24 protein-coding genes and 1 pseudogene are annotated in these 26177 nt (G+C 74.7%); 16 read left to right on the top strand and 9 right to left on the bottom strand.

Annotated features, from left to right (window positions below):
- Positions 1 to 234 precede the first annotated feature (234 nt).
- A complete protein-coding gene (locus ABT247_RS09830; protein WP_350740733.1) occupies positions 235 to 1158 on the top strand; it encodes a LysR family transcriptional regulator in 924 nt (307 codons plus the stop codon).
- Here the strand turns inward: ABT247_RS09830 and ABT247_RS09825 are convergent.
- Positions 1043 to 2281, bottom strand: a complete 1239-nt coding sequence (locus ABT247_RS09825) for an MFS transporter (protein ID WP_350740756.1) — start codon at positions 2279 to 2281, stop codon at positions 1043 to 1045. The genes ABT247_RS09830 and ABT247_RS09825 overlap by 116 nt on opposite strands.
- A gap of 235 nt (positions 2282 to 2516) precedes the next feature.
- Between ABT247_RS09825 and ABT247_RS09820 the strand changes: the two genes are divergently transcribed.
- The 5 genes from ABT247_RS09820 to ABT247_RS09800 all read left to right on the top strand — a co-directional run bounded on the left by ABT247_RS09820 (position 2517) and on the right by ABT247_RS09800 (position 7010).
- Positions 2517 to 3368, top strand: coding sequence for a transcriptional regulator (locus ABT247_RS09820; protein WP_350740731.1), 852 nt, complete (start codon positions 2517 to 2519; stop codon positions 3366 to 3368).
- Entirely contained in the window at positions 3365 to 3508 is a 144-nt protein-coding gene (locus ABT247_RS09815) for an ArsR/SmtB family transcription factor (RefSeq protein ID WP_350740729.1), read from the top strand. The genes ABT247_RS09820 and ABT247_RS09815 overlap by 4 nt, the downstream gene beginning before the upstream one ends.
- Before the next feature lie 146 nt (positions 3509 to 3654).
- Positions 3655 to 4473, top strand: coding sequence for a DUF1963 domain-containing protein (locus ABT247_RS09810; RefSeq protein WP_350740727.1), 819 nt, complete (start codon positions 3655 to 3657; stop codon positions 4471 to 4473).
- Between the two features lie 318 nt (positions 4474 to 4791).
- Positions 4792 to 5157, top strand: coding sequence for a hypothetical protein (locus tag ABT247_RS09805; protein ID WP_350740725.1), 366 nt, complete (start codon positions 4792 to 4794; stop codon positions 5155 to 5157).
- 443 nt (positions 5158 to 5600) lie between these two features.
- Positions 5601 to 7010: a hypothetical protein gene (locus tag ABT247_RS09800; RefSeq protein WP_350740723.1), complete on the top strand. Its 1410-nt coding sequence runs from the start codon at positions 5601 to 5603 to the stop codon at positions 7008 to 7010.
- Positions 7011 to 8021: 1011 nt separating this feature from the next.
- Here the strand turns inward: ABT247_RS09800 and ABT247_RS09795 are convergent.
- The gene (locus ABT247_RS09795) at positions 8022 to 9473 is read right to left on the bottom strand and encodes a purine-cytosine permease family protein (protein ID WP_350740721.1); all 1452 of its coding nucleotides are present in this window, start codon (positions 9471 to 9473) and stop codon (positions 8022 to 8024) included.
- 73 nt (positions 9474 to 9546) lie between these two features.
- Between ABT247_RS09795 and ABT247_RS09790 the strand changes: the two genes are divergently transcribed.
- The 3 genes from ABT247_RS09790 to ABT247_RS09780 all read left to right on the top strand — a co-directional run bounded on the left by ABT247_RS09790 (position 9547) and on the right by ABT247_RS09780 (position 12796).
- Complete coding sequence (locus tag ABT247_RS09790; protein ID WP_350740719.1) at positions 9547 to 10188, top strand: TetR/AcrR family transcriptional regulator; 642 nt, start codon at positions 9547 to 9549, stop codon at positions 10186 to 10188.
- Between the two features lie 38 nt (positions 10189 to 10226).
- Positions 10227 to 11924 carry an amidohydrolase gene (locus ABT247_RS09785; protein ID WP_350740717.1) on the top strand — a complete coding sequence of 566 codons (1698 nt, stop codon included), beginning with the start codon at positions 10227 to 10229 and terminating at the stop codon, positions 11922 to 11924.
- Between the two features lie 314 nt (positions 11925 to 12238).
- Entirely contained in the window at positions 12239 to 12796 is a 558-nt protein-coding gene (locus ABT247_RS09780) for an HPP family protein (RefSeq protein ID WP_502892419.1), read from the top strand.
- A gap of 233 nt (positions 12797 to 13029) precedes the next feature.
- Here ABT247_RS09780 and ABT247_RS09775 read toward each other — a convergent pair whose 3' ends face one another.
- Together ABT247_RS09775 and ABT247_RS09770 are read right to left on the bottom strand one after the other, a co-directional pair.
- Positions 13030 to 13761 carry a maleylpyruvate isomerase family mycothiol-dependent enzyme gene (locus tag ABT247_RS09775; RefSeq protein ID WP_350740715.1) on the bottom strand — a complete coding sequence of 244 codons (732 nt, stop codon included), beginning with the start codon at positions 13759 to 13761 and terminating at the stop codon, positions 13030 to 13032.
- Between the two features lie 10 nt (positions 13762 to 13771).
- Positions 13772 to 14302 carry an SRPBCC family protein gene (locus tag ABT247_RS09770; RefSeq protein WP_350740713.1) on the bottom strand — a complete coding sequence of 177 codons (531 nt, stop codon included), beginning with the start codon at positions 14300 to 14302 and terminating at the stop codon, positions 13772 to 13774.
- A 283-nt stretch (positions 14303 to 14585) separates the two neighbouring features.
- Here ABT247_RS09770 and ABT247_RS09765 point away from each other — a divergent pair, with 283 nt between their 5' ends.
- The gene (locus tag ABT247_RS09765; RefSeq protein ID WP_350740711.1) at positions 14586 to 15506 is read left to right on the top strand and encodes a LysR family transcriptional regulator; all 921 of its coding nucleotides are present in this window, start codon (positions 14586 to 14588) and stop codon (positions 15504 to 15506) included.
- A gap of 57 nt (positions 15507 to 15563) precedes the next feature.
- On the opposite strand, the pseudogene ABT247_RS09760 reads toward ABT247_RS09765, so the two are convergent.
- The 3 genes and pseudogenes from ABT247_RS09760 to ABT247_RS09750 all read right to left on the bottom strand — a co-directional run.
- Positions 15564 to 16018, bottom strand: a pseudogene (locus tag ABT247_RS09760) (mannose-1-phosphate guanyltransferase); the annotation flags it as partial.
- A gap of 25 nt (positions 16019 to 16043) precedes the next feature.
- Positions 16044 to 16814: a GNAT family N-acetyltransferase gene (locus tag ABT247_RS09755; protein WP_350740709.1), complete on the bottom strand. Its 771-nt coding sequence runs from the start codon at positions 16812 to 16814 to the stop codon at positions 16044 to 16046.
- 133 nt (positions 16815 to 16947) lie between these two features.
- A complete protein-coding gene (locus ABT247_RS09750) occupies positions 16948 to 17934 on the bottom strand; it encodes a helix-turn-helix transcriptional regulator (RefSeq protein WP_350740707.1) in 987 nt (328 codons plus the stop codon).
- A 99-nt stretch (positions 17935 to 18033) separates the two neighbouring features.
- On the opposite strand from ABT247_RS09750, the gene ABT247_RS09745 reads away from it, so the two are divergent.
- Positions 18034 to 18591: a DinB family protein gene (locus ABT247_RS09745; RefSeq protein WP_350740705.1), complete on the top strand. Its 558-nt coding sequence runs from the start codon at positions 18034 to 18036 to the stop codon at positions 18589 to 18591.
- 50 nt (positions 18592 to 18641) lie between these two features.
- Here the strand turns inward: ABT247_RS09745 and ABT247_RS09740 are convergent, their stop codons facing one another.
- Entirely contained in the window at positions 18642 to 18857 is a 216-nt protein-coding gene (locus tag ABT247_RS09740; protein WP_350740703.1) for a heavy-metal-associated domain-containing protein, read from the bottom strand.
- A 454-nt stretch (positions 18858 to 19311) separates the two neighbouring features.
- On the opposite strand from ABT247_RS09740, the gene ABT247_RS09735 reads away from it, so the two are divergent.
- Entirely contained in the window at positions 19312 to 20004 is a 693-nt protein-coding gene (locus ABT247_RS09735; protein WP_350740701.1) for a DUF3152 domain-containing protein, read from the top strand.
- A gap of 237 nt (positions 20005 to 20241) precedes the next feature.
- Here the strand turns inward: ABT247_RS09735 and ABT247_RS09730 are convergent, their stop codons facing one another.
- On the bottom strand, positions 20242 to 20514 hold the full coding sequence (locus ABT247_RS09730) for an HPr family phosphocarrier protein (RefSeq protein ID WP_350740699.1): 273 nt from the start codon (positions 20512 to 20514) through the stop codon (positions 20242 to 20244).
- Between the two features lie 349 nt (positions 20515 to 20863).
- Between ABT247_RS09730 and ABT247_RS09725 the strand changes: the two genes are divergently transcribed.
- From ABT247_RS09725 to ABT247_RS09710, 4 genes are all read left to right on the top strand, one after another.
- Entirely contained in the window at positions 20864 to 21634 is a 771-nt protein-coding gene (locus ABT247_RS09725) for a DeoR/GlpR family DNA-binding transcription regulator (RefSeq protein WP_350740697.1), read from the top strand.
- Entirely contained in the window at positions 21631 to 22590 is a 960-nt protein-coding gene (gene pfkB, locus ABT247_RS09720; RefSeq protein ID WP_350740695.1) for a 1-phosphofructokinase, read from the top strand. The genes ABT247_RS09725 and pfkB overlap by 4 nt, the downstream gene beginning before the upstream one ends.
- 95 nt (positions 22591 to 22685) lie before the next feature.
- Complete coding sequence (locus ABT247_RS09715) at positions 22686 to 24947, top strand: PTS fructose transporter subunit IIABC (protein WP_350740693.1); 2262 nt, start codon at positions 22686 to 22688, stop codon at positions 24945 to 24947.
- Positions 24948 to 25219: 272 nt separating this feature from the next.
- Complete coding sequence (locus ABT247_RS09710) at positions 25220 to 26140, top strand: glutaminase (protein ID WP_502892420.1); 921 nt, start codon at positions 25220 to 25222, stop codon at positions 26138 to 26140.
- Positions 26141 to 26177: the final 37 nt, after the last annotated feature.

The following is a 26177-nucleotide window of genomic DNA, read 5'->3' as shown; positions in this document are numbered from 1 at the left end:
GCCGCGTTCGGTGGGCGGGTTCGGGCCGGGGCCGGCGGGCGGGGTCCGGTGGGCGGGTTCGGGCACGGCGGGCGGCAAGGGAACCCCTTTCGGGTCGAGGTGGGAAGCGGCGACGGGAGGGGGCGCGCCCCGGCGTGAGGGCCGGTCGGGCGGGCTGCGGTCGCTGTGCCTTCGAACCTAGGCGGCCCGTTCTCTTGCAGCAATCGACAAAACGGCAACTGATAGTTTCACCTGGTGCAACTGTCCTCGGTCGACCTGAATCTGCTGGTGGTCCTGGACGCCCTCCTGGAGGAGGGCTCCGTCACCCGGGCCGCGCACCGGCTGAACCTCTCCGTCCCGGCGACCAGTCGGGCCCTGGGCCGGCTGCGCCGCGCCTTCGGGGACCCGTTGCTGGTGCGTGCGGGCCGGGGGCTGCGGCCCACCGCCGCCGCGGTCGACCTGCGGCCGCGGCTCCGGCTCTGGCTCGAGCAGGCCGAGCAGCTGCTCGGCCGTCAGGACCAGCCGCTCGACCGGAGTCTGACGCTCGTCGCCCCGCAGGACCTGATCGTGACCAGGAGCGCCGACCTGCTCGCCCGGCTCGCCGCGGACGCCCCCGCTGCCGAGCTGCGCCTGCTGGGCGCGGACGGCGGCCGGGACGGTGCCGAGGCCGTCCGGGAGGGCACGGCCGACCTCGCGGTCGTCGTCAACGCGGCCAAGTACCCGGACCTGCGTTCCCTGGGCCTCGTCCGGGCGGGGCTCACCGCCGCGGTCCGGGCGGGCCACGAGCTCACCCGGGGCGAGGTGACCGCGGGGCGCTTCGCCGCCGCCGGGCACGTGCTGGTCTCCCGCAGCGGACGGCCCGAGGAGGCGCTCGACCGGGAACTGCGCGAGGCCGGCCTGCCCCGGGCCGTCCGCTGCACCGTGCCCGGCTACCTCGCCGCCCTGCACCTGGTCGGCCGCAGCGACCTGGTCACCGTCGCCCCCGTCGCGCTGGTCCGCGAACTCGGCCCGGCCCTCGGCGTCGTCCCGGTCGCCGCGCCCGTCCGCCTGCGGCCCCTGCGGGTCACCCTCCTCTGGCATCCGCGCCGCGACCAGGACCTTCTGCTGCGCCTGCTGCGCGAGGGTCTCGTCGCCCTCGCCGCGGACCTCGCGGGGGACGGGGACGAACCGCCGCACTGAGCGGAGGCGCCGGGCGCGGAGTGCGGGGCGCGGGGCTCTCGCCGGGGCGGGGCGGGGCGCTCAGCGCGGGCCGGAGGCCCCCGAACCGCCGGTGCGGCACCGCCGTCAGGTGGCGGGTCAGGGCGAGGGTGGCGGGCAGCGCGAGGAGGGCGCACACGCCCCACCAGCCCGCCCGGCTCCAGACCTGGACGCCGAGCCAGGAGCCGGCGCTGCCGCCCAGGTAGGCGCAGGTCATGTAGGCGGACCTGAGGCGGCCGCGGGCGTCGGGCCGCAGGGCGTTGACCCGGGCCTGGCCGGCGACCGTGCCGCACTGCATGGCGACGTCGAGGAGCAGGGTGCCGAGGGTGAGGGCGGTCAGGCCGAGCGGGCCGCCGTGACGGCCGGCGGCGAGGACCGCGGCCGCCGCGAGGACGCCCAGCAGGCAGGCGAGGCTCACCGGATCGGGGCCGTGGCGGTCCACCAGCCGTCCGGCGTACGGGGTGCAGAGCATGGTGGCCGCGCCGACCAGGGCGAGGGCCCCGACCGCCCGGGCGTCCAGTCCGTAGGCCGGGCCGGTGAGCAGCAGGGCCAGGCAGGTCCAGACGGCGGAGAAGCCGCCGAAGACGCTCGCCTGGTGGATGCAGGAGCGGCGCAGTTCGGGTTCGGTGCGCAGCAGGCGCAGCGGCTCGGCGAGCAGGGCCGGGTACGGCGCGCGGGAGGGTGCGGTGGTGGCCGGGACGGTGCGGGCCAGGACGGCGGCCAGGAGCAGGGTGAGGGCGGCGGCGGTCAGGTAGGGGGTGCGCCAGCCCAGCCACTCGCCGAGCGTGGCGCCGAAGGTGCGGGCGAGCAGCATGCCGCCGGTGGAGCCGCTGAGTAGGGCACCGATCACCGCGCCCTGGCGGTCGGCGGGGGTCAGGGTGGCCGCGAGGGTTCCGACGATCTGGGCGGCGACGGTGCTGAGGCCGACGGCGGCGCTCGCCGCGACCAGGACGGGCAGGGTCGGTGCGCAGCCCGCGGTGAGCAGGGCAAGGCCGGTGAGGGTGAGCAGGGTGACGAGCAGCGGGCGGTGGGGGAGGCGGTCGCCGAGGGGGACGAGCAGGACGATGCCGGCGGTGTAGCCGAGTTGGGTGGCGGTGACGACCAGGGCGGCGGCGTGCGGTGGGACGTGCAGTCCGGCGGCGACCAGCGGGCCGACGGCCTGGGGGAAGTAGAGGTTTGCCGACCGCCACGGCGCAGGCGAGGGCCAGGAGGAGGACCAGTCGGCGGGTCATCCGTCGGCCGGTCCGGGTGCGGCGGGGGTGAGCGGTGGCACGGGAGTTGTCATGGCGTCAGTGCACGGGATCGCCGCGGCGGCGCCAATCGATGTAGCGTGGCGCTTGATGATCAGCTTCGTCCTGGACGTCGAGGACCTCGCGGACACCCGGTTCGCGCTGTCGCCGATGCACGAGGCCGTGCTGAGCCTGCGGGTGCTGCGGGATCCGGGGCTGTCGGCGCTGCACCTGCCGTGGCGCCGGGCCGCCCTCGGCGGACTCGGTTCGCTCGACACGGGGTTGCTGCTGTCCCTGGTGGCGCGCAGGCGGACCGTCCCGGACTTCCTGACGCCGGTGCCGGCGGTCTTCGCACCGGGCTTCGAGGAGGAGCTGGCCGTGGTGCGCGGAACCGCGCCGGAGGTGGTCCGCCGCGACCTGGTGGCCACGCACGCGCCGGACCCGGTGCCCGAGGCGCTGCGGGCGGCCGTCGCCGGTGACGACGCCGCGGTCGCCGGGTTGCGGGACCGCCTGTGCGAAGTCCTGCAGCGGTACTGGAAGTCGGCGATCGAGCCGCAGTGGCCGCGGATGCGGCTGGTGCTGGAGGCGGACATGACGTACCGGGCCCGTCGGCTCGCGCTCGGCGGCGCCCGGCTGCTGTTCGCCGACATGCACCCGGACGTGCGGTGGCGGGGCGGCGTGCTGCACATCGACCGGATGATCAGCCGGCACCGGGTCGCGGCGGCGGGGCAGGGGCTGTTGCTGATCCCGTCCGTGTTCGCGCACAAGCCGGCGCCGCCGCTGGGTCCGCAGGAGCCGCCGAGCCTGGTCTATCCGAGCCGGGGCGTGGCCACGCTCTGGGACACCCCGCCCGCCGCCGACCCGTCCGCCCTGACCGCGCTGCTGGGCGGGCCGCGCGCTCGGCTGCTGGTCCTCCTGGAGGAACCGGCGCCACGGTCGAACTCGCCCGCCGGCTGCGCGTGACGCCCAGCGCCGTCTCCCAGCACCTGCGCGTCCTGTTCGCCGGCGGGCTGGTCACCCGGGCCCGGGACGGGCGCCACGTGCTGTACCGGCGCAGCGCGTTGGGCGACCGTTTGGTGGCCGGCCGGGCGGGCGCGGCGTAGCGGGCGGGGAGGGTGCGGCGGTCGCGGCTGCGAGGAGCGCGCGCGGGTTGGCCGCCGGTGGTCGGGGCGGTGGCGGACGGGACGGCGCCGGACGGGGTATCCGGCCCGTGGAACACACGGCGGGTGACGGGTTGTAGGGTCCGCCCATGACCGACACGGAACGCATTGAGGACACGCCCGCGGAATTGGCCGACCGCTTCCGGGCGGAGGCCGCGGCGCGCGGCGTTCCGGCGGCCGAGGTGGAAGCGTACGTACGCACCGCCCGCCCGGCGGTCTACCTCGCGCAGGGCGGTGACGGCCCGGTGGTGGCGGTGACCGGCGGGCAGCCGCCGCTGCCGGAGGGTGTCCCGGCGCCGGCGGCTGCTTTCGTCGCGGCCGTCGACTGCGCGGCCCTGCCGCCCGGAGCGACGGACCTGCCGCTGCCCGCCGAGGGCCTGCTGCTGTTCTTCGCCGACGCCGATCCGGGCAGCGGGGCGGTGCTCCCCGACGCCGTGCGCTACCTTCCGGCCGGGACCACGCCGCTGCCGGAGTGGGCGCGCGAGCGGGAGGACGGCCCCTACCGCCGGGCGCACCTGGACTTCTGCTTCCACCAGTGGTCGTGGCCGTGGCGCGACGAGGACGACGAGGAGGACGCGGAGGGCGCGGAGGGCGCGGAGGGCGCGGAGGAGTCGGCGTGGGCCGCCGAGTTGGAGTCCGCCTGGTCGCACGTGGTCGGTTGGCGACCGCGCTGGCGCTTCCAACTCGGCGGTGAGCCGGTCCTCTTCAACTGGGACCCGGTCGAGGTGGCCCGCGACGAGGTACCGCCGGCCGCCGCGGACGGCGAGGAGTGGACGCTGCTGGCGACCTGGCGCGGCGACGAGGACTGCGAGGAACTGGAGTCGGGCCTCTTCCACTGGGTGATCCGCCGCTCCGACCTGGCCGCCCTCCGCTTCGACCGGCTGTACGTGTACGTCGACGCCTTCTGACACACCGGCGTCTTCCGACATCGCGGCGCCTTCCGGCCGCCCCGCACGGGGTCGAACTCCCGACCGGTCCTCGCACGTACGGGCAACGGCCCAGCCCCACCCCCGTGGTGCTGGAGCTGCCGGCGAGGCGCCCGTTCCGTCCCGGGGCAGCGGAGACGCGGGCCACCACCCCCGCCGGGTAAGACCGTTGACGACGGTCGTTCGGGTACGTCACGATCGGTGGACCGCCCGGGCGGGCCGTCGGCCGTGCCGCAGAGCGCCGTCCCGACGCCCCGGTCCCGGATGTCCACCGTGCACACCCCGCGTGGAGGTACCCCAATGTCCAAGAGCCGTCTCGCCGTTCCCGGAGCCGCCGTCGCCGCTCTGGCCCTGGCCGCCCTGTTCCTCCCGGCCGCCGGCGCGAACGCCGCGCCGTCCGCCGACTCGTGCACCAACAACTGGAGCCTCAGCTCCGCCGAGGGCTACGCGAACGGGAAGTGGTGCAACTACGACACCAAGGTCATCGGCACGGTGCACGACACCAAGGCGGACGGCCGCTGCCCGTACGTGCGCGGCGGCCTCTCCAACGGCGGCTACGTCGACAGCGACTGGGCCGGCGGGAAGGGCAAGTCCCGCTCCTTCACCCTGCGCGCCCCCTCGAACACCCGCTTCACCAGCCTCAGCATGCGCTACATCGGCTGCTGATGCTCAGTCACCAATGTTGATTCACAGTCGAATTCGGCCGCCCCCGCCCTTGCCGGCGGGGCGGCCGCCCGTTTCCGGCGCCGGGAGGCCGGACCTGCGACAGTGACGACCATGGGCGGCCTCCGCCCCCACCCCCGCCGGGCCGGACCGCAATTCGCGGACAAGCGCGCCACTCCGGGGCCGGCGATCCGGTCCGCGATCCACGGATGGCGGCGTGCGGGTGCGCCCGCCAAGGGCCGACGACCCGGCGTTCGACGGCGACTGTTCGCGTGAATTCCCGCGCGCCGTCCTCGACGCCGAACCGAACGCTCCGCGTCGAGGCCGGCCACCCGATCAGCGCCTTGAGACAGGACGCATACGCACCGATGCTTTGTTCAGGCGCCTTCGCCCGCCCCGATCCCGGGCTGACGGGCGATCACGCCGGAACTCGCGGAGGACATCGCATGAAATCAGTGAAGATCGACCAGAAATCCACCGACCTTTTCTCCAACACCGTCAGCAAGACGATCGGAGAAAAGCTCGGGATTGCCGACGACCTGCAGCCCGTGAACGTTTCCTCGATCGGCTTCTTTCCCTACCACTATCTGGTGGAGAACGATTTCTACTACCCGTCGTGGAGGTACATCAACCACGCGGTGGAGCCCTCGAAGAAGAGCAAGCGGCTGGAATTCGGCGACCCGTTGAGCGAGCGGTTCGAGAACTACGTCAACAGGCTCTGCTACGAGCTCTCCGACAGCGACGCCGAGACGCTGGAGAAGTGCCAGAAGAACCTGGCGGACACCGGCGACAAGCTGATCAGCCTGTACGAGCACAAGTACAAGAAGATCACCTCGTCCAAGCTCGAGGACGCCGGCGTGGAGACGAAGATCGACTACATCACCTCGTACAAGCTGATGCAATGGGCGGGCGACGAGCTGAAACTCGACGACGACGTCCTGAAGGACCTGTGGTCCTACCTCAAGGAAGCGCCGAACTCCGCCAAGGAACTCGTCCCCCTGCTCACCCAGTACCTCAACGGGCTGCTGCCCGTCGCGGGCCTGGTCAACACGCTGAACGCGGCGACCTGGAAGCTCGGCAAGGTGCGGCGGAACCTGGACAAGCCCGGCGAGGAGAACGGCGGCCTCTACACACAGGACGAGGACGGGAAGTACTGGGTCCCCAGGTTCACCGTCGACAAGAAGCCCGACACGATCCACGAGGAGCTGGGCAACAGCGGCAACACGGTCACGATCACCGCGAAGTTCACCGACTTCAGCGGGAGCAAGTCGAGACTGGAGGTGGAAGGACAGGCGGGAGGCACCGTGTCACTTCCCTCGCTGTTCTCCGTCAGCGCGAAGGGCTCCGCCAAGTACTCGCTGCACCAGCTGAGCTCGAAGGCATCCTCGTGCGAGATGGCGGTCGAGTACTCCGGCTTCACCACCGTCGCCTTCAGCCCCTCCGACTTCGTGTCGGGCAGGGGCTGGTTCACGACCGCCGAGATCAAGGACGCCGTGGACAACGGGGACGACGACAAGGTGAGCGGCTGGGTGCTCAAGCCGTATCCACGCGACGGGGGGATCACCTACCCCAGCTACCTGGCGATCAGCCAGTTCCCCACCATCCGCATCACGTACACGAGCGGGTCCCTGAGCACGAAGGTTCAGAAGTGGCAGACCGGGACGAAGGTCGAGGTCCGTCTCCTCGGCATCCCGCTGGCGGAGACGAGCCACGACTACCAGGTCACCAAGATCGAGAGCCATGGCGAGGACAAGGGATTCACCCTCACCCTCGGCCCCACGCTCCACGATGACCTCCTCAAGCAGGACCGGCGGGTCTTCGTCATCGGCGCCGGGGTGAAGAAGATCGAGATCTGACCGCTCTCCACGAGCAGCCCTTCCGCGGGCCGCACCCGCCTCGCCCGCTCAGGCCGAGGTGCGCGTGCGGCCCGCAGAACCGGTGATCCGACGGGTGACCAGCGGCGGCGGGCGCGGCTGGTGGCGGCCTGACCAGCGGCTCCGTGCGGGGGCGGCGTTCTCGGCGGGGGCGGTCGGCGTGTGGACATCCCGTGGAGGTCGAAGGTCGCCCTGTCCTTCAGGCGCTCTCTGCGCGTGACCAGCACCGCAGGCGTGTTGGCGGGGCCGGCAGTGAACGCCGCAGCAAGTCGTCATGCGCCGTTTCCGCGCGCCCTGGCCTACAGCGGCCCGGTGGCCGACCCCCGGCGCCTGGCCCTCGCCGCGCAGGTCGGAGCTCTTCGCACAGTTCGCACCGGTCTCCCTGCCGTTGTTCCTCGCCACCGTTGTCGTGTTCCTCTGCTGGTTCCGGCGCTGCCCTGCCGCCCCGGACACGTACGCGGCTTCGCCAAAAGTCGACGGGTCCGACTTCCGGCGCAACCCGATCGTCGGCCCACGGCCAGCAGGCATCTCCAGCCCTCCCACACCCGGGGGAACATTGGCCCCTCTCCCCTCGCCGCCGCCCCGGACCCGCATGCGGCTGCGCCAGAAGTCGGCGGGTCCGACTTCCTGTGCCGGTGCTCGGTCATCGATCCACGGTCAGACGGCGGTTCCCGCCCTTCGCACACCCGGGGCAAAATTGGCCCCTCTCCCCTCGCCGCCGCACCAAACACGTACGCAGGTGCGCCAGAAGTCGGCGGGCCCGACTTCCTGTGCCGGTGCTCGGTCATCGGTCAACGGCCAGGCGGCGGTTCCCGCCCTTCGCACACCCGGGGCGAATGTTGGCCCCTCTCCCCTCGCCGCCGCACCAAACACGTACGCGGCTGCGCCAGAAGTCGGCGGGCCCGACTTCCGACGCAGCCGCAAGGTGCACCGGTGCACCGGTGGGGAGGTGCGAGGCGCGCGGCGTTCACCGCGCGCCCGAGCACGCGCAGGTCAGGCGCTGCGTCGCGTGGAGATCCGCCGCATCAGGGAGATGTAGACCGCGGCCGCGACCAGCATGCCGACGGGCAGGGCGAGGTCCACGCCCGTCAGCGCCGCCACCGGGCCGGTGTAGAGGGTGTCGACGCACAGCGCGGAGGTGGCGACACCGGCTGCGAGGGCCAGGGCTCCGGCGGGGTTGAAGCCGGCGCGGTACCAGAAGGGGCTGCCCGGGGACTCGTCGGTGAGGGCGCGCCCGTCGTAGCGGTTGCGCCGGAGCAGGATGTCGGCGGCGTAGATGGCGGTGCTGGGGCCGAGGAGGACCACCGTCAGCTGGAGCACGTTGCTGACCGTGTCGAGGAAGTTGGAGACCAGCAGCGCGTACAGGGTCAGCGCGACGGCGACGGTGCCGTCCACGAGCACGCTGAGCGTCCGCCGGATCCGGATGCCGACCGCCTGGAGGGCGAGGCCGGCGCTGTAGGCGGTGAGCGCGTTGACGGCGATGGTGCCGACGACGAGGGAGAGCAGGAAGACGGGGTTGAACCAGCCGGGGAGGATCTTCTGGAGGGCGGCCTGCGGGTCGGTCATGTCGACGGCGGTGGCCGCCAGCACGCCGAGGCCGCCGACGGCTGCACTCGGCAGGAAGCCGCCGAGGGCGGTCCAGCCGAGGACGGCGCGGGGGGAGGTGGTGGCGGGCAGGTAGCGGGAGAAGTCGGCGCTGGTGGTGTAGGAGAGCGGGCCCGAGGCGATCAGGGTGGTGCCCGCCAGCACGGCCGCCCAGAGTCCGGCGCCCGTGAGCGGTCGGGGCTGGCTCCACCCGAAGTCGGCGTGCCGGAGGATCTCGTAACCGACGACGGCGAAGGCGGCGGCGAGCACGAGGGTGATCGGCAGGTAGAGCCGCACGATCATGGCGTGGCCGTAGACGCTGATGGTGAGGGTGACCACGGTGATCGCGATCACGATGGCGATCTTGATCGGGGTGTCGGGCGTGATCCCGGCTTCCTCGGCGAGCGAGAACGCGGCGACCGCCGCCGCGGCGAGGTTCAGCGCGAAGTAGCAGACGGAGATCATCCAGCCGGTGACGGCGTTGTTCACCCGGTTTCCGCGGATGCCGTACATCGTGCGCGTGATCACCTCGCTGGGCGCGCCGGCGGCCGGTCCGGAGACCGCGAGCAGGCCGGTGCCCAGCCAGAACAGGTTGCCGACGACGACCACCGCGAAGGCCTGCCAGGGGCTGAGCCCGCTGATGACGAGGGCGCCGCCGACCACCAGGTTGAGGTAGTTGACGTTGGCCGCCGCCCAGACGGAGAAGAGTTCCCGGGCGCGGCCGCGCCGTTCGGACTCGGGGATGTGGTCGATGCCGTGGACTTCGATCCGGCCGGCGCGCTCGTGCTGGGGGTGCGGGAGCGGCGGGGCCGTGCCCGGGTCCTGGGGGGAGTGGGGGTGGTCCGGGAGCGTGGACGCCATTGGGGGCCCTCCATCTGGGGGTGTCGTGCCCACCTTCTTGCTTATTGGTCGCACACTCAATAGCATCCGGCACATGACGTCAAGCGTTCAGCGCAAACGGATCCGGAAATCCCCCGACGACCGACGGGCGGAGATCGTCGGGGCCGCGGCCACCGTCGCGCTCACCGAGGGCCTGGAGTGCATCACCCTGCGCCGGATCGCCGACCAACTCGCCGTCCGGCCGGGCCTGATCAGCCACTACTTCCCGGCCGTCGAGGACCTGGTCGCCGAGGCCTTCGGCAGCGCCGCCACCGCCGAACTGGAGTCGCTGCTGCCCGTCGGAGCGCCGGACGCCTCCCCCCTGGACCTGCTCACCGACTTCTTCGCCCGCACCACCGGCCCCGCCTACGACGACATGAGCCGGCTCTGGCTCAACGCCCGCCACCTCAGCCGCTACCGCCCCGTCCTGCGCGAGCGCGTCCTCACCCAGGAGCACCTCTGGCGCGGCCGCCTCAGCTCCGTCGTCCGGGACGGCGTCGACCGCGGCCAGTTCCGCGCCGAGGACGCCCTCCTGGCGGCCGTCCGGATCCTGGTGGTGATCGACGGCCTGGCCGGCCACGCCAACACCGGCCTGGGCAACCACCCGTCCGCCGCCACCCGGTTCGCCGCCGCCACCGCCGAGCGCGAACTCGGCCTGCCGGAAGGCACGTTCAGCCCCACGGTGGACCCGGCCTGACCCCCACTCCCCCACCCCGCCCGACCGCAGGAGCTGAAGTGCGCACCTCCCTCGTCCTCCTCTCCGCCCGCCTGCTCGACCCCGCGACCGGCGGCTTCCTCCCGCAGACTGCCCTCGCCGTGGTCGACGGCCGGATCGCCGCCCTCGGCGACGACCGCACGATCCGGGAACTCGCCGACGCCGCCACCACGGTGATCGACCTCAGGGGCGCCGTGGTGACCCCCGGCCTGGTCGACGGCCACCTGCACCCGGTCACCGGCGCCGAGCTCACCCACGGCCTGGACCTCTCCGGCTGCACCGATCTGGCCGAGGTCCGCGCCGCGCTCGCCGCGGAGGTGCGCCGACTCGCCCCCGGCGCCTGGCTGCACGCATGGGGCCTGGACCCGAACGCCTTCGGCGGCCGCCCGGTGGAGGCGGCGGCGCTCGCCCCGGTGCTCGACGGCGTCCCCGCGCTCCTCCAGCTCTTCGACGCCCATTCCATGCTCGCCAGCCCGCGCGCCCTGGAGCTCGCCGGCGTCGACGGCCCGCGCAGCTTCGACCAGGCCGCCGAGGTGGTCTGCGACGCCGACGGCCACCCCACCGGTCTGCTGCTGGAGGACGCCGCCTGCGAACTGGTCGAGCGCGTCGCCCCGCAGCCCACCCGCACCGAGCGCCGCGAGCGCCTCGCCGCCGCCCTGCGCGCGATGGCCGCGACCGGCCTCACCGGCGGCCACGCGATGGACGCGAACGGCGACAGCCTCGAGCTCTACGCCGAACTCGACGAGGCCGGTGAGCTGCCGCTGCGCCTGCGGGTCGCGCCCTGGTGTCAGCCCGGCGTGGACGAGGACGGGCTGCGGGCGCTGATCGGACTCCAGGGCCGCGGCGGGACGTCGTGGCGGGTGGACGGCGTCAAGCTGTTCATGGACGGCACCATCGACAACGGCACCGCCTGGCTGGAGCGCCCCGACTGCCACGGCGAGTCCACCCACGCCTTCTGGCCCGACCCGGCGCACTACACCCACGTCATCGGACAGCTGCACCGGGCCGGCGTACCGACCGCCACCCACGCCATCGGCGACGCCGCCGTCCGGCACGCGCTCGACTCCGTCGCGAAGGCTTCGGCCGACGGCCCGGCCGGTGGCTCGACCGGCGGCCCGGCCACCCGCTCCTCCGACGGCCGGGCCGCCGGCTCCGCAGCCGCGACGAGGCCCGTCCGCCACCGGATCGAGCACATCGAGACCGTCCCCGACGAGCTCGTCCGGCGCTTCGCCGAGCTGGGCGTGGTCGCCTCGATGCAGCCCACCCACTGCTGCGACTTCACCCGGGCCGACCACACCGACAACTGGTCCCGGCGGCTCGGGGAGGAGCGCGCCGACCGCGCCTGGCGCTGCCGCGACCTCTGGGACGCCGGCGCGACCGTCGTCCTGGGCTCCGACTGGCCGATCGCCCCGTACCCGCCGCTGGGCGTCATGGCCGGCGCCCGCCACCGCCGCCCCACCCGCGACCTCGGCCAGCCGCCGCACAACCCCGGGCAGGCGCTCACCGCCCTGCAGGCACTGCGCGCGATGACCGTCAACGCCGCCTTCGCGGCGGGCGAGGAGCAGCTGGCAGGCCGCATCGCCGTCGGCCATCGCGCCGACCTCACCGTCCTGGCCGCCGACCCGCTCACCACCCCCGACGGCGAACTCGCCGAGCTGCCGGTCCTGCTCACCGTCATGGACGGGCGTCCCACCCACCGCGCGGAGGTGCTCGGCTGACGACCGCGGGCGCGCCGTCCGGCGCACGCCACCGGGCCGGACCGGACGCCCCACCCCGTCGTCGGAGCGGAGTCGGGTGCCCGGCCCGGTGCGGGCCGCCCTCCGGCCCGGTGCGGGCGGGCCCCGGCCCGGTGCGGGCGGGCTCCGGCCCGGTGCGGGCGGGCTCCGGACGGTGGTTCGAGCCCGGGCTCGGCGATCCGTCCAGCAGGCGGAACGCCCTGCCCTTCCTTCAACAGTCTGTTTAGGATCTACGGGCCCCCAACCCCAGTCCGGAGCCCACCCGCACCATGCCCGCCCCCGTGTCCTCTCCGCCCGTGCCCAGCCCGGCAGCGCCCAGCCCGGCGCCGACCGCCCCGACGCCGCCTGCCGCAGCGCCGTCTGCCACGACACACCGCCCGCCCGGGCCGCCCCGGCCGCACCCCCTGCACGCGCTGAAGGCCACCGCCTTCGCCGTCGGCGCCCTTCTCGTCCTCGCCGGCATCGGCGTGCTGCTCCACCAGCCCCTCCTGATCCCGCCGTTGGCGGCGAGCGCGGCGCTGGTCCACGGCGCGCCCGGACTGTCGATCTCGCAGCCGCGCAACCTGGTGGGCGGTCACCTGCTGTCGGCCGTGATCGGCTTCGCCACCCTGGCCGTCACCGGCAGCACCACCTGGGCCGCGGCCATCGCCGCCGGGCTCGCGCTGGGCGCGATGATGCTCACCCGCCTCTCGCACTCCCCGGCCGTGGCGACCGCCGTCATCGTGGTCCTCCAGGCCCCGCGGCCGGTGCCGTTCGTTCCGCTGCTCGGGCTGGCCGCCGTGCTCCTGGTGGGGGTCGGCCTGCTGCCCGGCCGGATCGGCGGACATCCGGTCCGCTACCCGCTCTCCTGGTAGCGGTCATCGGCCGGGCCGTCCCGGCCGGCCACCGGTCCGCCGCAGGATCGCGCACGGTGGGCGGGCTTCACCCCGGCGGGAGCCACCGGCCGGGGCCACGGCGCCGACTCCCCCGCAACGCCCACGGCATCGGGACGACCTCCACCAGCGCCGCACGCCTGGGCGCCGGCACAGCACGGCGGCGTGCCGGGCAGCAGCAGACCGGCCGGAAGAGCGGGGCGGCTGTCCGGCGGTCACCCCCAGCCGGGCACCGGCGGCAGCGGCCACGGCGGCAGCCCCGGCAGCGGAGCGTCCGAGTACAGGGCCGCCGCCGACCCGCGGCCCGCGAACCAGGCGAGCAGCGCGTGCCCCGGGCCGCGCACCACCGGTCCCGGCCCGCCGCCCAGGGCCCAGCTGCGGCCGAGGTCCTCGGCCTCGACCCGGGCCACCGGGACCTCCCGCTCGGCCAACGCCGCCGTGCTCTCCTCCAACGCCCGCAGGACGAACGCCCGCGGCCACCCGCGCGGGCCGTAGCCGAGCTGGAGGTCCACGTGGTGCACCTCCAGCTCCCGCCAGGCCCGCCACAGGACGTACCAGGCGGGGTGCCGCCACCCCGCCAGCGCGGTGACCAGCACCGTCCGGCGACCGGCGGGCAGTGCCGCCGCGTCCGCCAGCAGCCCGTCCAGGCCGCTCCGCAGGTCCGCGACCAGTGCGTCGGCGCCCCGGCCCGCGCCTTCGCGCAACCGCCGTGCCAACTCGGCGGAGTCGGGGCGCGGCCCGGGCGGGGTGCCGGTACGGGCCACCGCGAGCATCCACCGGTACGCGCCGGCGCTGGAGGCGAGATGGGTGAGGACGTGGCCCCGGGTCCAGCCGGGCAGCAGCGACGGTTCCCGGGCCTGCCGGTCGGTCAGCCGTACGGTGCTCGCGTCCAGCCGCTCCGCCGAGGCCCGGACCGCCTCCAGCAGGCTCGCGAAGTCCCCCTCCACGCCCGCGGGCCTAACGCTTCGCCTCGGCCAGGGACTTGATGCCCGCCAGGGTCGCCGCCATCCCGCTGCGCAGTTCCTCCAGCCGGAACTCGACGATCCGCTCCTCGGCCTCCGGCCGGGACTCGATGAACCGGGTGATCCCGCTGCGGCCGGGGCCGAGGACCGTCGACTGGCGCACCCGGGTGCCGCCGTCCTCGGGGATCAGGTCGAAGCGCCAACGGGCGAGCGCGCCGGCCACCTCCGTGACCGGCTCGCCGTAGTGGCCGTCGACGTCCAGGACGGCCCAGGCGAAGGCGCGGCACTCCGTCAGTTCGACCACCTCGGAGACCGTCCGCCAGTCGGGCATGTCCGCCCGCCGGTTGTGCCCCTCGAAGCGCGCGCCCACGGCGGGGCCGTCCGCGCCGTCCAGCCACGCGACCCGCTGCAGCTCCGGGCTGAGCCGGGCGGGCAGGGCGATGTCGGTCACCAGCTCCCAGACCCGCTCGACCGGCGCCTCGACGAACACCTCGCTCTGCGTACCCGGACCGTCGGCGTACCGCATTCCGCTCCCCCTCCGTACCTGACGTTCTGTCACCCTGTCACCGGCGCCACTCGCTTACAGGAACCACCGGCATCACCGCTACCGCTGGTGCCGCCGATCCCGCTCGTGGGCCCGCGTGCGGGTCGGCACCCGCCGTGCCCCCGCCCCGGCGTCCGGAACGCCGCGAAGGCAGCGGGCGGGTTGCCGCCCTTCTCGTGGGCCCTGCCACCGATGATCGATCCTGCCGAACACCCAAGTCAATCCGCCGGTTTGCTGGGGCACACCCAAGCATTACCTTGGGCCGGTGACCCTTGACGACCTCCGCGTCTTCGCCGCCGTCTGCCGGGCCGGTTCGCTCAGCGCCGTCGCCCGCGACCTGGCCTGCAGCCAGTCCGCCGTCAGCCAGCACGTGAAGCGGCTGGAGCGCGAACTCGGGTTGCCCCTGATCGAGCGGCACCCGCGCGGCGTCGTGCCCACCGCGGCCGGGCGCCACCTGCAGACGGCGGTGGCCAGCGGACTGGGCGGGATCGACCACGCCCTGCGCACCATCGCCGAACTCGCCCGCGGTGAGGGCGGGTCGGTGCGGATCACCACCGGCGCGACCAGCATCCGGCACTTCATGTCCGGGGCCGTGGTGGACTTCCGGCAGCGGTTCCCGCGGGTCAGCCTGGAGTTCCAGACCGTGGTCTCCAGCCGCAGCTGTCTGGAGGCGCTCACCGCCGGGCACGTCGACCTGGCCTGGATCACCCTCGGCGCCCCGGTCCGGGGCATCGACCAGCGGCCCGTGGTGGATCTGCCCTGGGTCCTCGCCGTCGCCGCCGACGACCCCCTCGCCGCCCGGGACCGCATCGAACCCGCCGACCTCCAGGACGCCCGGCTCATCGGGCTCCCCCAGAACTCGGTGTCCCGGTCCCAACTCGACGACTGGCTGGGCAAGTCGGGCATCCGTCCGGCCTTCGACACCAGCGTCACGGACTGGGACACCGCGATCCTGCTGGCCAAACTCGGCCTGGGCCAGGCCGTGGTGCCCGCGCTCCCCGAGTGGCAGGGGCCCGGCCACCCCGGCCTGCGGCTGCTGCCGCTGCCCGACCTGCCCGGCCTCACCGTCGGCTGGGCGCTGCGCGACTGGGACACCCTGTACCCGCCGGCCCGCGCCTTCGCCGACACCGTCGCGGCTCACTGCGGACGGACGGCGACGGCCGCCGGCCCGTCGGGCACTCGCTGACCCGGCCGCTCCCTGACCCAGTCGGTGGCCCCGCCGCCCGCGGACCCTCCGCGACGATGTCGCGATGTCCCGGCGCCGGATGTGCGCCTGCGGGTCCGGGCGTTGATCTGGCTCAGCGTCAGCTGAGGCGGGCGACCGGACCTCCCAGCCGGACGAAGGCCGCCGCGCCCGTCCCCACCGAACACCGTGCCCTCGGCGGAGGCCGCCTCGGCCAGGTCGTCCGGCGTCGTCGTGGTCCAGATGACCTGGGTCCCGTGGTACGCCGCGACCTGCGCGGCGATCCGGGTCGTCGTCACCGGCAACGCCACCTGCCCGCTGCGCCGCTCGGCCGCGACCAGGTCCAGCAGCACCAGCAGCGCACGGTCGTCGTCGATCACCCGACCCAGCTCGTCGACGAACGCGACGCGCTCACCGACCGGGTCGAAGCGGACGCCGAACGCGGCCCGCGAGGAGGCCACCGGCTCACCGAGCCTGGCCAGCCCGGCCCGCGCCGCCGGCCCGGGAGCGGCCGGCCCCCGGCCGTACCGCCGGCGCCGCTCAGCGCGAGTGGAAGGAGTGGCTGCGGCCGATCTCGGTGAAGCCCCGCCGCCCGTACCACGTCCGGGGCCAGTCGGCGGCGTCCGCCAGGAGGAACAGCTGGGGGATCCCGGCGGCGGCCGCGAGCGCCAGACCGGTGGCGAGCACCGTGTCACCGTGGCCCGCACCGCGGTGCCGGGCATCGGTGACCAGGTCCTCCACCTGGGCCAGCCCGGCTGCCCGGTCGAGGTAGAGGTCGGCCCACGCCGCGATGCCGCCCTCCGACGTCCGGGCGGCCAGGAACCGCACCTGTTCGGCGCCGCGCAACCGGGCGGCCCGGCGGTCGGTCAGTTGGCGGCTCAGCTCCGCGCCTTCGAACCACTCGGACTGCTGGCGCAGCACCGCCCCCCTCAGCTCGGCCAACTCGACCGGCAGCGCGGCCGGTTCGGGCAGCTCGCAGCCCGCGGTGTCGCGGACCAGGGTGACGACGGTGGCCCACTCGTAGCCGGCCTCGACCAGCACCGGGGCGGCCCGCTCGCCCAACGCGTCGTCCAGCACGGTGATCGCGTACTGCGGGCGCGGCCCGAGCCACCGCGCCGCCAACTCGGGGAGCCCGGCCGGATCCGTACCCGGGCCCGTCACCACCAGGTGGTTGTGCTCGTGGGAGAGCGCGAACTCCTCGTCCCGGACCGCGAACACCCCGGGGAATTCGGGACGTTCGACGACCTCGGCAGCTTGTCGACGGGCGAAGGCGGTGCGGAAGGCGGTCACCCGCTCGAGCAGATCGGACATCCCGCCATGATCGCCCCGCCCGCCCTGCGGGGCCAAGCGGTTATCAGCCCGTCTGCGAACGGACGGCGAAGCACCCGGCACGAGAAGTCGGTGGCGCCGACTTCTCGTGTGCTGCCGCTGTCCTGCTCGTGCTCTACGCCTCCTCCGGCTCGACCTTCCCGCCGCCCGCCGCCCGTCCGAAGCGGGCCGCCCACTCCGCGACCAGCGCCCGCAGCTCGGGCGGCCCGACGACCCGGAACTCCGCCCCCAGTGATCCCAGGGCCATCGCGGGCCAGTCCAGCGAGTCCGCCGTCATCACGAGCCGGCACCGCTCGGGGCCCGCCGCCTCGACCTCGCCCCACCGGCCCACCCGGGCGCGAACGTACTCGGCCGGGGCCTCCACCACGGCCTCGACCCGGTGCGGCCGGGGCATGCCGTTGCGCCCCGCGCGGACGAACTCGGCCGCGTCGGCCGCGGGCAGCGCACGCTGGGCGAAGCGGGCGCCGCTGCCGTGCGGGGCGGTGAGGCGGTCCAGGCGGAAACTGCGCCAGGCGGCGCGGTCCAGGTCGTAGGCGACCAGGTACCAGCGGCGGTCGAGGCAGACCAGCCGGTGCGGCTCCACGTGGCGTTCCGTACGGGGCCCGGAGGCGGCGGTGTACGAGAAGCGGAGCCGTTCGCCGTCACGGCAGGCCAGAGCGACCACCGTGAGGGCGTCCGGGTCGACGCCGGAGCCGGCCGAACGGCCCCAGTCGACCGGGACGGTCACCGCGCGCAGCGCCTCGACCCGGCGGCGCAGCCGCGCGGGCATGACCTGGACGACCTTGGCCAGCACCCGCACCGAGGCCTCGCCCACGCCCTCGACCGGGCTCTCCGCCGCCGCCTGGAGGCCGACCGCGAGCGCGACCGCCTCCTCGTCGTCGATGACCAGCGGGGGCAGTGCCGCGCCCGCCGCCAGCTGGTAGCCGCCGTCGACCCCGCGCTGCGCCTCGACGGGGTAACCGAGTTCGCGCAGCCGGTCGATGTCGCGGCGCAGGGTGCGGACGGAGACGCCGAGCCGGTCGGCCAGTTCCTCGCCGGGCCAGTAGCGGTGGGTCTGGAGCAGGGAGAGGAGTCGCAGGGTCCGGGCGCTGGTGTTCGCCATGTCTCGATTGTCGGCGCATTCAGGACAGGAAGTGGCCGCAATGCTCCGTAACGTTGTTCCTGTCCGAGGGAGCAGGAACCGAAACGGAAGGCCAGAGCCATGACCACGACCACCCCCGCCACCCCCACCGCCGCCACCGCGCCCGCCGTGACCGGTGAGCGCGCCGACTTCCTGGTGGCACTGGGGCAGCAGCGGCACTTCCTGCGCTTCACCACCCGTGACCTCACCGACGAGCAGGCCGGTCGGCGCACCACCGCGAGCGAGCTGTGCCTGGGCGGCCTGGTCAAGCACGTGACGTCCGTCGAGCGCACCTGGGCGGCCTTCATCGTCGAGGGCCCGTCCGCGATGCCCGACTTCACCGCCATGACGGAGGCCGACTTCGCCCGCCGCGCCGACGAGTTCCGGATGCTGCCCGGGGAGACGCTGGCCGGAGTGCTCGCCGACTACGACGAGGTGGCGCGCCGCACCGACGAGTTGGTGGCCACCCTGCCCGACCTGGGCGCCGCCCACCCGCTGCCCTCGGCTCCCTGGTTCGAGGCCGGGGCCTCGTGGTCGGCCCGCCGGGTGCTGATGCACATCATCGCCGAGACCGCCCAGCACGCGGGCCACGCCGACATCATCCGGGAGTCCCTGGACGGCGCGAAGAGCATGGGCTGACCAGCGGCGGGGCCGTCACCGGTGCGCGGCGGCGGCCCCACCGCACGGGGTCAGATCTGTCCGACGAGCGTGAAGCCGGCCCCGTCCACCACGCTGCGCACCGCCGATTCGTCCAGCGGCAGGGCGGAGGCGACGGTGACCCGGCCGCTCCCGGCGTCCGCGACGACGTCGGTGACACCGTCGATGGCGGCCAGGCCGGCGCTCACCGTCTTCTCGCAGTGGCCGCAGCTCATGCCGGAGACGGTGAGGACGGTGGTGATGGACATGGGGGGTGCCTCCGCTGTGCGTCTGGTGCGTGTGGTGGGTGGGCGCCGTGCGCCCGGGGTCCGAGCCCTCCGCACGCGGCCGCCCGGTGGGCGACGGCGTGCAGAGGGCGGTCGGACCGGCCGAACCGGTCGGCCCGCACCACAACAGCGGAATCCGCCGCCGATCCCCAGGGACACGCCGCACGGGTGGCACCTTCGGGTGGTTCCGGGAACCGCCCGGCCCGCGCGCCCGACGCAGCCGCCGGGCCCATCGCCCGGACCCCCGCCCGGGCCGCTGACCCGAGCTCCCGACCCGAGCTCCTGACCCGAGCTTTTGACCCGCGCCGAAGCCCCGCCCGGGCCGCCGTGCGCACGCGCCACCGAACGTGTGACCGATCCGGACTGAACCGACGCCGCCGGTTCGGACGTCCCTCCTGATGCACCGCTTTTCCGTCCGGCTCAGGAGTACCCACCCATGGCCCCCACATCCCGCAGGCGTTGGAAGCCCTGGCACGGCGCGCTCGCCCTGGCGCTGGTCGCGGCGGTGACGGGCGGTGTGCTCTGGTGGCAGCCCTGGCACACCGGCCCCGCGCCGCTGGCCTTCACCACCGCGTCGGGCGGCTCCGCCCGCTTCGGCACCGGGGAGCACCTCTACCGGTACAAGGTGCGGGTGGAGGACGGGATCGACGAGACTCCCGCGCAGTTCGCCGCCGAGGTGGACGCGGTCCTCGGCGACACCCGGCGCGGCTGGGCCGCCGGGAACACCGCCTCGTTCCAGCGGGTGGCCGCGGACCCGGTGGACTTCACGGTCTACCTGGCCACCCCGCGCTCCACCGACCGGATCTGCGGCCAGTACGGCCTGGACACCGGAGGCACCGTCAACTGCGGGGTCACCCACCAGGTCGTGATCAACCTCAAGCGCTGGACCGAGCTGTCCGAGTTCTACCGGGGGCAGCCCGAGCTGTACCACGCGCTCGCCGTCAACCACGAGGTCGGCCACATCCTCGGGAACGGCCACGTGGACTGCCCGGGCCCAGGAGCCCCGGCGCCGGTGATGATGCAGCAGATCAAGGGGCTGCACGGGTGCGTCCCCAACGGCTGGCCCTACTCGGAGGCCGGAACGCTGCTCACCGGGCCGCCACTCCAGGCCCCGACCAACGCGCCGTGAGTCCGGACGACCACCGAACCGCGACGTGAGCCGCGACGACGCCCCGACGCCCACCGAACCGCGCCGTGAGCCGCGACGACCGGCCCGACGACCACCGAACCGCGCCGTGAACCGCGACGACCGGCCCACCGCGCCATGAGGACCAGCGCCCGCCCCGCCGCGCCGTGAACCGCGACGACCGGCCCACCGCGCCATGAGGCCCAGCGCCCGCCTCGCCGCGCCGTAGGCCCGGCGGTGTCAGGCCGCCGCGTCGTGGTCGGCGGCCAGCACCTCGGCGAGTGCCGTGAGCGCCGCCGGGGCCTTCTCGCCCTCCGCCGCCAGCTCCAGCACCTCGCCCTGGCTCGCCGCCAGCGCGAGGACGGAGAGCAGGCTGCGGGCGTCCACGGCGGGCTGCCCGGGACGCCCGACGGTGACCTTGACGGTCTGCCGGGCGGCAGCCTGGACGAACTGCGAGGCCGGACGGGCGTGCAGGCCACTGCGGGAGCCGACGGCCACCTGGATCGAGTGCATGGGCGTTGTCCAATCGCGAGGGTGGGTGAGGGGCGGCGGCGCCGGGGTGGGAACCCGGCGGCCGGTCCGTGACGGACGGCTACGGACAGGGTCGGGCGCTGCGCTCGGGGGCAGGTGCGCGGCCCGGGGATTCGGCCTGTCGGGTGGTGTCCGTGTCCCACGCCGGTGGGGGCGTGGTGTCGGGATTGGTTCTACGCCCGGTTCTCCGCCCATGTCAACACATCCGGGCACCGGAAACCACAGAAACAAAAACGCCGCTCCAGTCGACCGATGGCTTGCTTTTCCGCCCGGACGGCGTACTCTCTCGCTTAACCAGGCGTAAACAGACATGAAACGGACCTGATCCCACATGTACGCACCCGAGCGGCAGCAGGAGATCCTCCGCCTCGCCCAGAAGCGCGGCCGGGTCGACGTGCCGACGCTGGCCGAGGACTTCGGCGTCACGCAGGAGACCATCCGGCGCGACCTGACCACCCTCGTCCAGGCCGGCCTGCTGCACCGGGTGCACGGGGGTGCGCTCCCGGCCGGTGCCCTGCACCTGGAACCCGGCCTGGCCGAGCGGGACTCCACCGCCGCCGCCGAGAAGGAGCGGATCGCCAAGGCCGCGCTCGCCCTGCTGCCCACCGAGGGCACCGTGCTGCTGGACGCGGGGACGACCGTCTCCCGGCTCGCCGCGCAGCTGCCCGTCGAGTCCGCCCTGACCGTCGTCACCAACGCCCTGCCCGTCGCCGCCCGGCTGGTCGACCACCCCTCGCTCACCCTCCACCTGATCGGCGGACGGCTGCGCCACCGCACCCACGCCGCCGTGGACTCCTGGGCGCTGCGCGACCTCGCCGACATCCACCCGGACGTCGCCGTCGTCGCCACCAACGGGTTCTCCGCCGAGGACGGACTGACCACCCCCGACCTCGCCGAGGCGGCCGTCAAGCGGGCGATGCTGACCGGCGCCCGCCGGGTGGTCCTGCTCGCCGACTCCGCCAAGTACGGCGCCCGCCACTTCGCCCGGTTCGGCTCGCTCAGCCAGGTGGACGTGCTGGTCACGGACACCGGACTGACCGACGAGCAGGCCGCCCAGATCGAGAACCTCGGACCCGAAGGACCGGAAGTCATCCGCGCATGATCGTCACCATCACCCCGAACCCCAGCCTGGACCGCACGTACGAGCTGCCCGCCCTCGCGGTCGGCGAGGTCAACCGGGCCGCGCACGACCGGCTGGACCCGGGCGGCAAGGGCGTCAACGTCTCCCGGGCGCTCACCGCCGCCGGTCACCGCACCACCGCCGTCCTGCCGCTCGGCGGCCCGGCCGGCCGGTTGCTCGCCGAACTGCTCCGCCGCCAGGGCATCGGGGTGGCCGCCCTCCCGATCGCCGGCGACACCCGGATCAACGTCTCGATCGCCGAGGCCGGCGGCAGCCTGACCAAGGTCAACGCGGCCGGCCCCGAGCTCAGCCCCGCCGAGTCGGCCGCCCTGCTGGCGCGGGTCGCCGAGACGCAGCGGGGGGCGAAGGGCGCCGGGGACGGCGTCGGCTGGCTGGCCTGCTGCGGCAGCCTGCCGCGCGGGCTGGCCCCCGAGTGGTACGCCGAGCTGGTCGGCCGGGTGCACGCGGACGGCGCCCGGATCGCCCTGGACACCTCCGGGCCGGCGCTGCTCGCGGCGCTCTCCGCCCGCCCGGACGTGGTCAAGCCCAACCGCGAGGAACTCGCCGAGGCCGTCGGCCGGCCGATCGCCACCGTCGGCGACGCCGTCGACGCGGCGGGCGAGCTGCGCAAGCTCGGCGCCCAGCAGGTGCTGGCCAGCCTCGGCGCCGACGGCATGCTGCTGATCGCCGAGGAGGGCAGTTGGTACGGGACGGCGCCGGTCACCGCCGTGCGCAGCGACGTGGGAGCCGGGGACGCCTCGCTGGCCGGCTTCCTCGGTGCGGGCGGCAGCGGGACGCAGGCGCTCGCGGCGGCCCTGGCGCACGGCGCCGCCGCCGTCCGGCTGCCGGGCAGCGTGATGCCGACCCCTGCCGACCTGGACCCGACCGCGGTCACCGTGACGGCGGACCTCCCGCTGGAGCGGACGCTCGGCGGCTGACGCGACGACTTCCGACCGGGCCGTGTGGGACGGACCGGCCGGACACCACCCCGGGGGCAACGGACAACTCTCCGGCACCAGTTGAAGGACCCACGATGAGCGACTTGACGAGCGACACGACGGGCGACACCGGCGGACTGATCACACCCGCACTCGTCGACCTCTACCTCGCCCCCGAGGACAAGGACGAAGCCCTGCGCGCACTCGCGCAGCGGCTGGTCGCCGAGGGCCGGGTCACCGACCTCGACGGCTTCCTCGCCGACATCGCCGCCCGCGAGGCCCAGGCCCCCACGGGCATGGGCGACGGCATCGGCATCCCGCACTGCAGATCGACGCACGTCACCCGGCCCAGCCTGGCCTTCGGGCGCAGCGCCCGCGGCCTGGACTTCGCCGCCCCGGACGGCCGGCCGGCCGACCTGGTCTTCATGATCGCGGCTCCGGACGGAGCCGACGACGCCCACCTGCGGATCCTCGCCTCGCTGGCCCGCCGGCTGATGGACCCGGCGTTCACCGGTGCGCTGCGGGCGGCCGAGAGCCCGCTGGCCGTGGCGGCACTGGTCAACGGCGAGGACGCCGCGCCGGTCGCCGGGTCCGCCACCGTGGCCGACGGATCGGCCGACCCCGAGACCTCGGTCCCCACCGAGAGCTCAGCCGTCCCCGAGACCTCGGCCGTCTCCGAGACCTCGGCCGTCCCCGAGCCCTCGGCCGCGCCCGGGTCGGCAGCCCCGCCCGGCACCCCGCCCGGCGCCGAGCAGCCGGAGGCCGGGGTCCTCCGCCTGGTCGCCGTGACCTCCTGCCCCACCGGCATCGCCCACACGTACATGGCCGCCAAGGCCCTGGAGCTGGCCGCCGCCCGGGCCGGCGCCGTGATCGCGGTGGAGACCCAGGGCTCGGCCGGCACCACGGCGCTCGCTCCGGAGGTGATCGCCGCCGCCGACGCGGTGATCCTCGCCCACGACCTGGAGGTCCGCGACCGCGCCCGGTTCGCGGGCAAGCCGACCGTGGACGTGGGGGTGAAGGCGGGCGTCAACCGCCCGGACGAGCTCGTCGCCGAGGCCGCCCGCCTGGTCGCGGAGGCCGGCTCCGGTGCGCGCCCGGCGGGGGCCGCTCCCACCGGCACCGCGGCCGCCGCCCCCGCCCGTACCGGTGGATCGGGCGAGCACTGGGCGCACCGCCTGCGCCGCTACCTGATGACCGGCGTGAGCTACATGATCCCCTTCGTCGCGGCGGGCGGTCTGCTGATCGCCCTCGGGTTCGCCGTCGGCGGGTATCAGATCGCCTCCGCCCCGTCCGTGCTCGGCCACTTCGACTGGACCTCGTCGCACAGTTGGGCGGCCCTGCTGTTCCAGACCGGCAAGGCCTCCTTCGGCTTCCTGGTGCCGATCCTCTCCGGCTACATCGCCTGGGCGATCGCCGACCGGGCGGCGCTGGCGGCGGGCATCGTCGGCGGGGCGGTCTCCGCGGCGGTCGGCGCCGGCTTCCTCGGCGGCATCGTCTCCGGCCTGGCCGCCGGGTTCCTGGTGCTCTGGATGGTGCGCTGGAAGGTGCCGCGGGCGATCGCCGGGATCATGCCGGTGGTGGTGATCCCGCTGCTGTCGGTGGCGGCGGTCGGGTTCCTGATGTTCGTCCTGGTGGGCTCCCCGATCGCCTCGGCGATGACCGGCCTCACGAACTGGCTGAACGGGCTCTCGGGCAGCAACGCCGTCCTGCTCGGCCTGCTGCTCGGCGCGATGATGGCCTTCGACCTCGGCGGCCCGCTCAACAAGGTCGCGTACACCTTCGCCGCCGGCGCCCTGACCACGGCCGGGGCCACCCCGGACGCGGGCAGCCTGAAGGTGATGGCCGCCGTGATGGCCGCGGGCATGACGCCGCCGCTCGGCCTGGCGCTCGCCACGGTGGTCCGCCGCCGGCTGTTCAGCGCGGAGGAGCGCGAGAACGGCAAGGCCGCCTGGGTGCTCGGCGCGTCCTTCATCACCGAAGGCGCGATCCCGTTCGCCGCCGCCGATCCGCTGCGGGTCATCCCGGCGAGCATCGCGGGCAGCATGACGGCGGGCGGCCTGGTGATGGCCTTCGGCTCCACCCTGCGCGCCCCGCACGGCGGGATCTGGGTGCTGCCGCTGATCGGCAGCCCGTTCCTCTACCTGCTGGCGATCGCCGCGGGGACACTGGTCACCACCGCCGTGGTCGTCCTCCTCAAGGACCTGCGGAGGAGGCGGAGCGAGGGCCCGAGCGCGGTCCTGAGCGCGAGCCCCGCCGCGGAGCAGGCCGACGCCCGGGGCGCGGCACAGCCCGGGGGCCCGCGGGGCACCGCCCCGGCGGGAACCGCGGCCCGGCGGCCGGCGCCGCTGAAGGGCTGAGCGGGGGCCTCGCCCCGGGCAGGGCCTCGCCCGGAGCGGGGCCTCGCCCCGGGCAGGGCCTCGCCCGGAGCGGGCAGCAGGACCCGGGCGGGCAGCAGGACCCCGGTGGGGACCAGGGCCCCGGCGGGGAGCAGCACCCCGAGCGAGGAGCACCGCCCCCGGCACGGATAATCACTGGTCGGACCGGGTGTGACCACGATGTCGGCGCCCGGTCCGAACCATGATCGTCGAGTGTGGGTGTGTGGAGGAGAGCCGTGGACGACGGGGAGATCCTGGACTGGCCGGTGCTGCTGGAGGCCGCCGAGGCGGCCGCCCGGGCGACCACCGGCCTCGGCCGCGTCGCCGACTACATCCCGGCCCTCGCCACCGCGGACCCGGAGGCCTTCGGCATGGCCGTGGCCACCGTCGACGGCGAGTTGTACGGCGCCGGGGAGTGGGAGCGCCCGTTCTCCATCCAGAGCGTCTCCAAGCTGTTCTCGCTGGCCTTGGCCCTCGCCTACAGCGGCGACGGCGGCGAGGCCCTCTGGCGGGGCGTCGGCCGGGAGCCCTCCGGCAACCCCTTCAACTCCCTGGTGCAGCTGGAGACGGAGCACGGCATCCCGCGCAACCCGTTCATCAACGCGGGCGCCCTGGTGGTCACCGACCGCCTGCAGTCGCTGACCGGTGACGCCTCCGGCGCGGTACGGGAGTTCCTGCGCCGCGAGTCCGGCAACCAGCTGCTGGACACCGATCCGGTGATCGCCGCCTCGGAGGCCGAGCACGGCCACCGCAACGCCGCGCTGGCCCACTTCATCGCCAGCCACGGCAATCTGGAGAACCCGGTCGAGACCGTCCTCGACCACTACTACGCCCACTGCGCCGTCGCCGCGAGCTGCCGCGACCTGGTGCTGGCCGGCTCGTTCCTGGCCCGCTACGGCGTGCGCACCGACGGCACCCGGCTGATGTCGCGCAGCGAGACCAAGCGCGTCAACGCCGTCCTCCTCACCTGCGGCACGTACGACGCCGCCGGCGAGTTCGCCTTCCGGGTCGGTCTGCCCGGCAAGAGCGGCGTCGGCGGCGGCATCCTCGCCATACTCCCCGGCCGGGCCGCCGTCTGCGCCTGGGGCCCCCGGCTCGACCAGGCCGGCAACTCCGTCGCCGCCGTCACCGCGCTCGACACCCTCACCACCCTGTCGGGCTGCTCGGTGTTCTGACCGGCAACGCCCGGGCCCCGGTCGTCCGCACGGCGAC

The sequence above is a fragment of the Kitasatospora sp. NPDC001539 genome (assembly GCF_040298565.1).
Classification (GTDB): domain Bacteria; phylum Actinomycetota; class Actinomycetes; order Streptomycetales; family Streptomycetaceae; genus Kitasatospora.
The sequence above is the reverse complement of the archived record's forward strand: the minus strand, read 5'-3'. Positions and strand labels throughout refer to the sequence as shown.

Excerpts from the sequence above, each read along its gene's own strand:
- ABT247_RS09750 (WP_350740707.1), bottom strand. The coding sequence starts at position 17,934 with ATGGCGAACACCAGCGCCCGGACCCTGCGACTCCTCTCCCTGCTCCAG.
- pfkB (WP_350740695.1), top strand. The coding sequence starts at position 21,631 with ATGATCGTCACCATCACCCCGAACCCCAGCCTGGACCGCACGTACGAG.
- ABT247_RS09735 (WP_350740701.1), top strand. The coding sequence starts at position 19,312 with ATGGCCCCCACATCCCGCAGGCGTTGGAAGCCCTGGCACGGCGCGCTC.
- ABT247_RS09740 (WP_350740703.1), bottom strand. The coding sequence starts at position 18,857 with ATGTCCATCACCACCGTCCTCACCGTCTCCGGCATGAGCTGCGGCCAC.
- ABT247_RS09715 (WP_350740693.1), top strand. The coding sequence starts at position 22,686 with ATGAGCGACTTGACGAGCGACACGACGGGCGACACCGGCGGACTGATC.
- ABT247_RS09770 (WP_350740713.1), bottom strand. The coding sequence starts at position 14,302 with ATGCGGTACGCCGACGGTCCGGGTACGCAGAGCGAGGTGTTCGTCGAG.
- ABT247_RS09795 (WP_350740721.1), bottom strand. The coding sequence starts at position 9,473 with ATGGCGTCCACGCTCCCGGACCACCCCCACTCCCCCCAGGACCCGGGC.
- ABT247_RS09745 (WP_350740705.1), top strand. The coding sequence starts at position 18,034 with ATGACCACGACCACCCCCGCCACCCCCACCGCCGCCACCGCGCCCGCC.
- ABT247_RS09755 (WP_350740709.1), bottom strand. The coding sequence starts at position 16,814 with ATGTCCGATCTGCTCGAGCGGGTGACCGCCTTCCGCACCGCCTTCGCC.
- ABT247_RS09805 (WP_350740725.1), top strand. The coding sequence starts at position 4,792 with ATGTCCAAGAGCCGTCTCGCCGTTCCCGGAGCCGCCGTCGCCGCTCTG.
- ABT247_RS09800 (WP_350740723.1), top strand. The coding sequence starts at position 5,601 with ATGAAATCAGTGAAGATCGACCAGAAATCCACCGACCTTTTCTCCAAC.
- ABT247_RS09820 (WP_350740731.1), top strand. The coding sequence starts at position 2,517 with ATGATCAGCTTCGTCCTGGACGTCGAGGACCTCGCGGACACCCGGTTC.
- ABT247_RS09730 (WP_350740699.1), bottom strand. The coding sequence starts at position 20,514 with ATGCACTCGATCCAGGTGGCCGTCGGCTCCCGCAGTGGCCTGCACGCC.
- ABT247_RS09725 (WP_350740697.1), top strand. The coding sequence starts at position 20,864 with ATGTACGCACCCGAGCGGCAGCAGGAGATCCTCCGCCTCGCCCAGAAG.
- ABT247_RS09790 (WP_350740719.1), top strand. The coding sequence starts at position 9,547 with ATGACGTCAAGCGTTCAGCGCAAACGGATCCGGAAATCCCCCGACGAC.
- ABT247_RS09810 (WP_350740727.1), top strand. The coding sequence starts at position 3,655 with ATGACCGACACGGAACGCATTGAGGACACGCCCGCGGAATTGGCCGAC.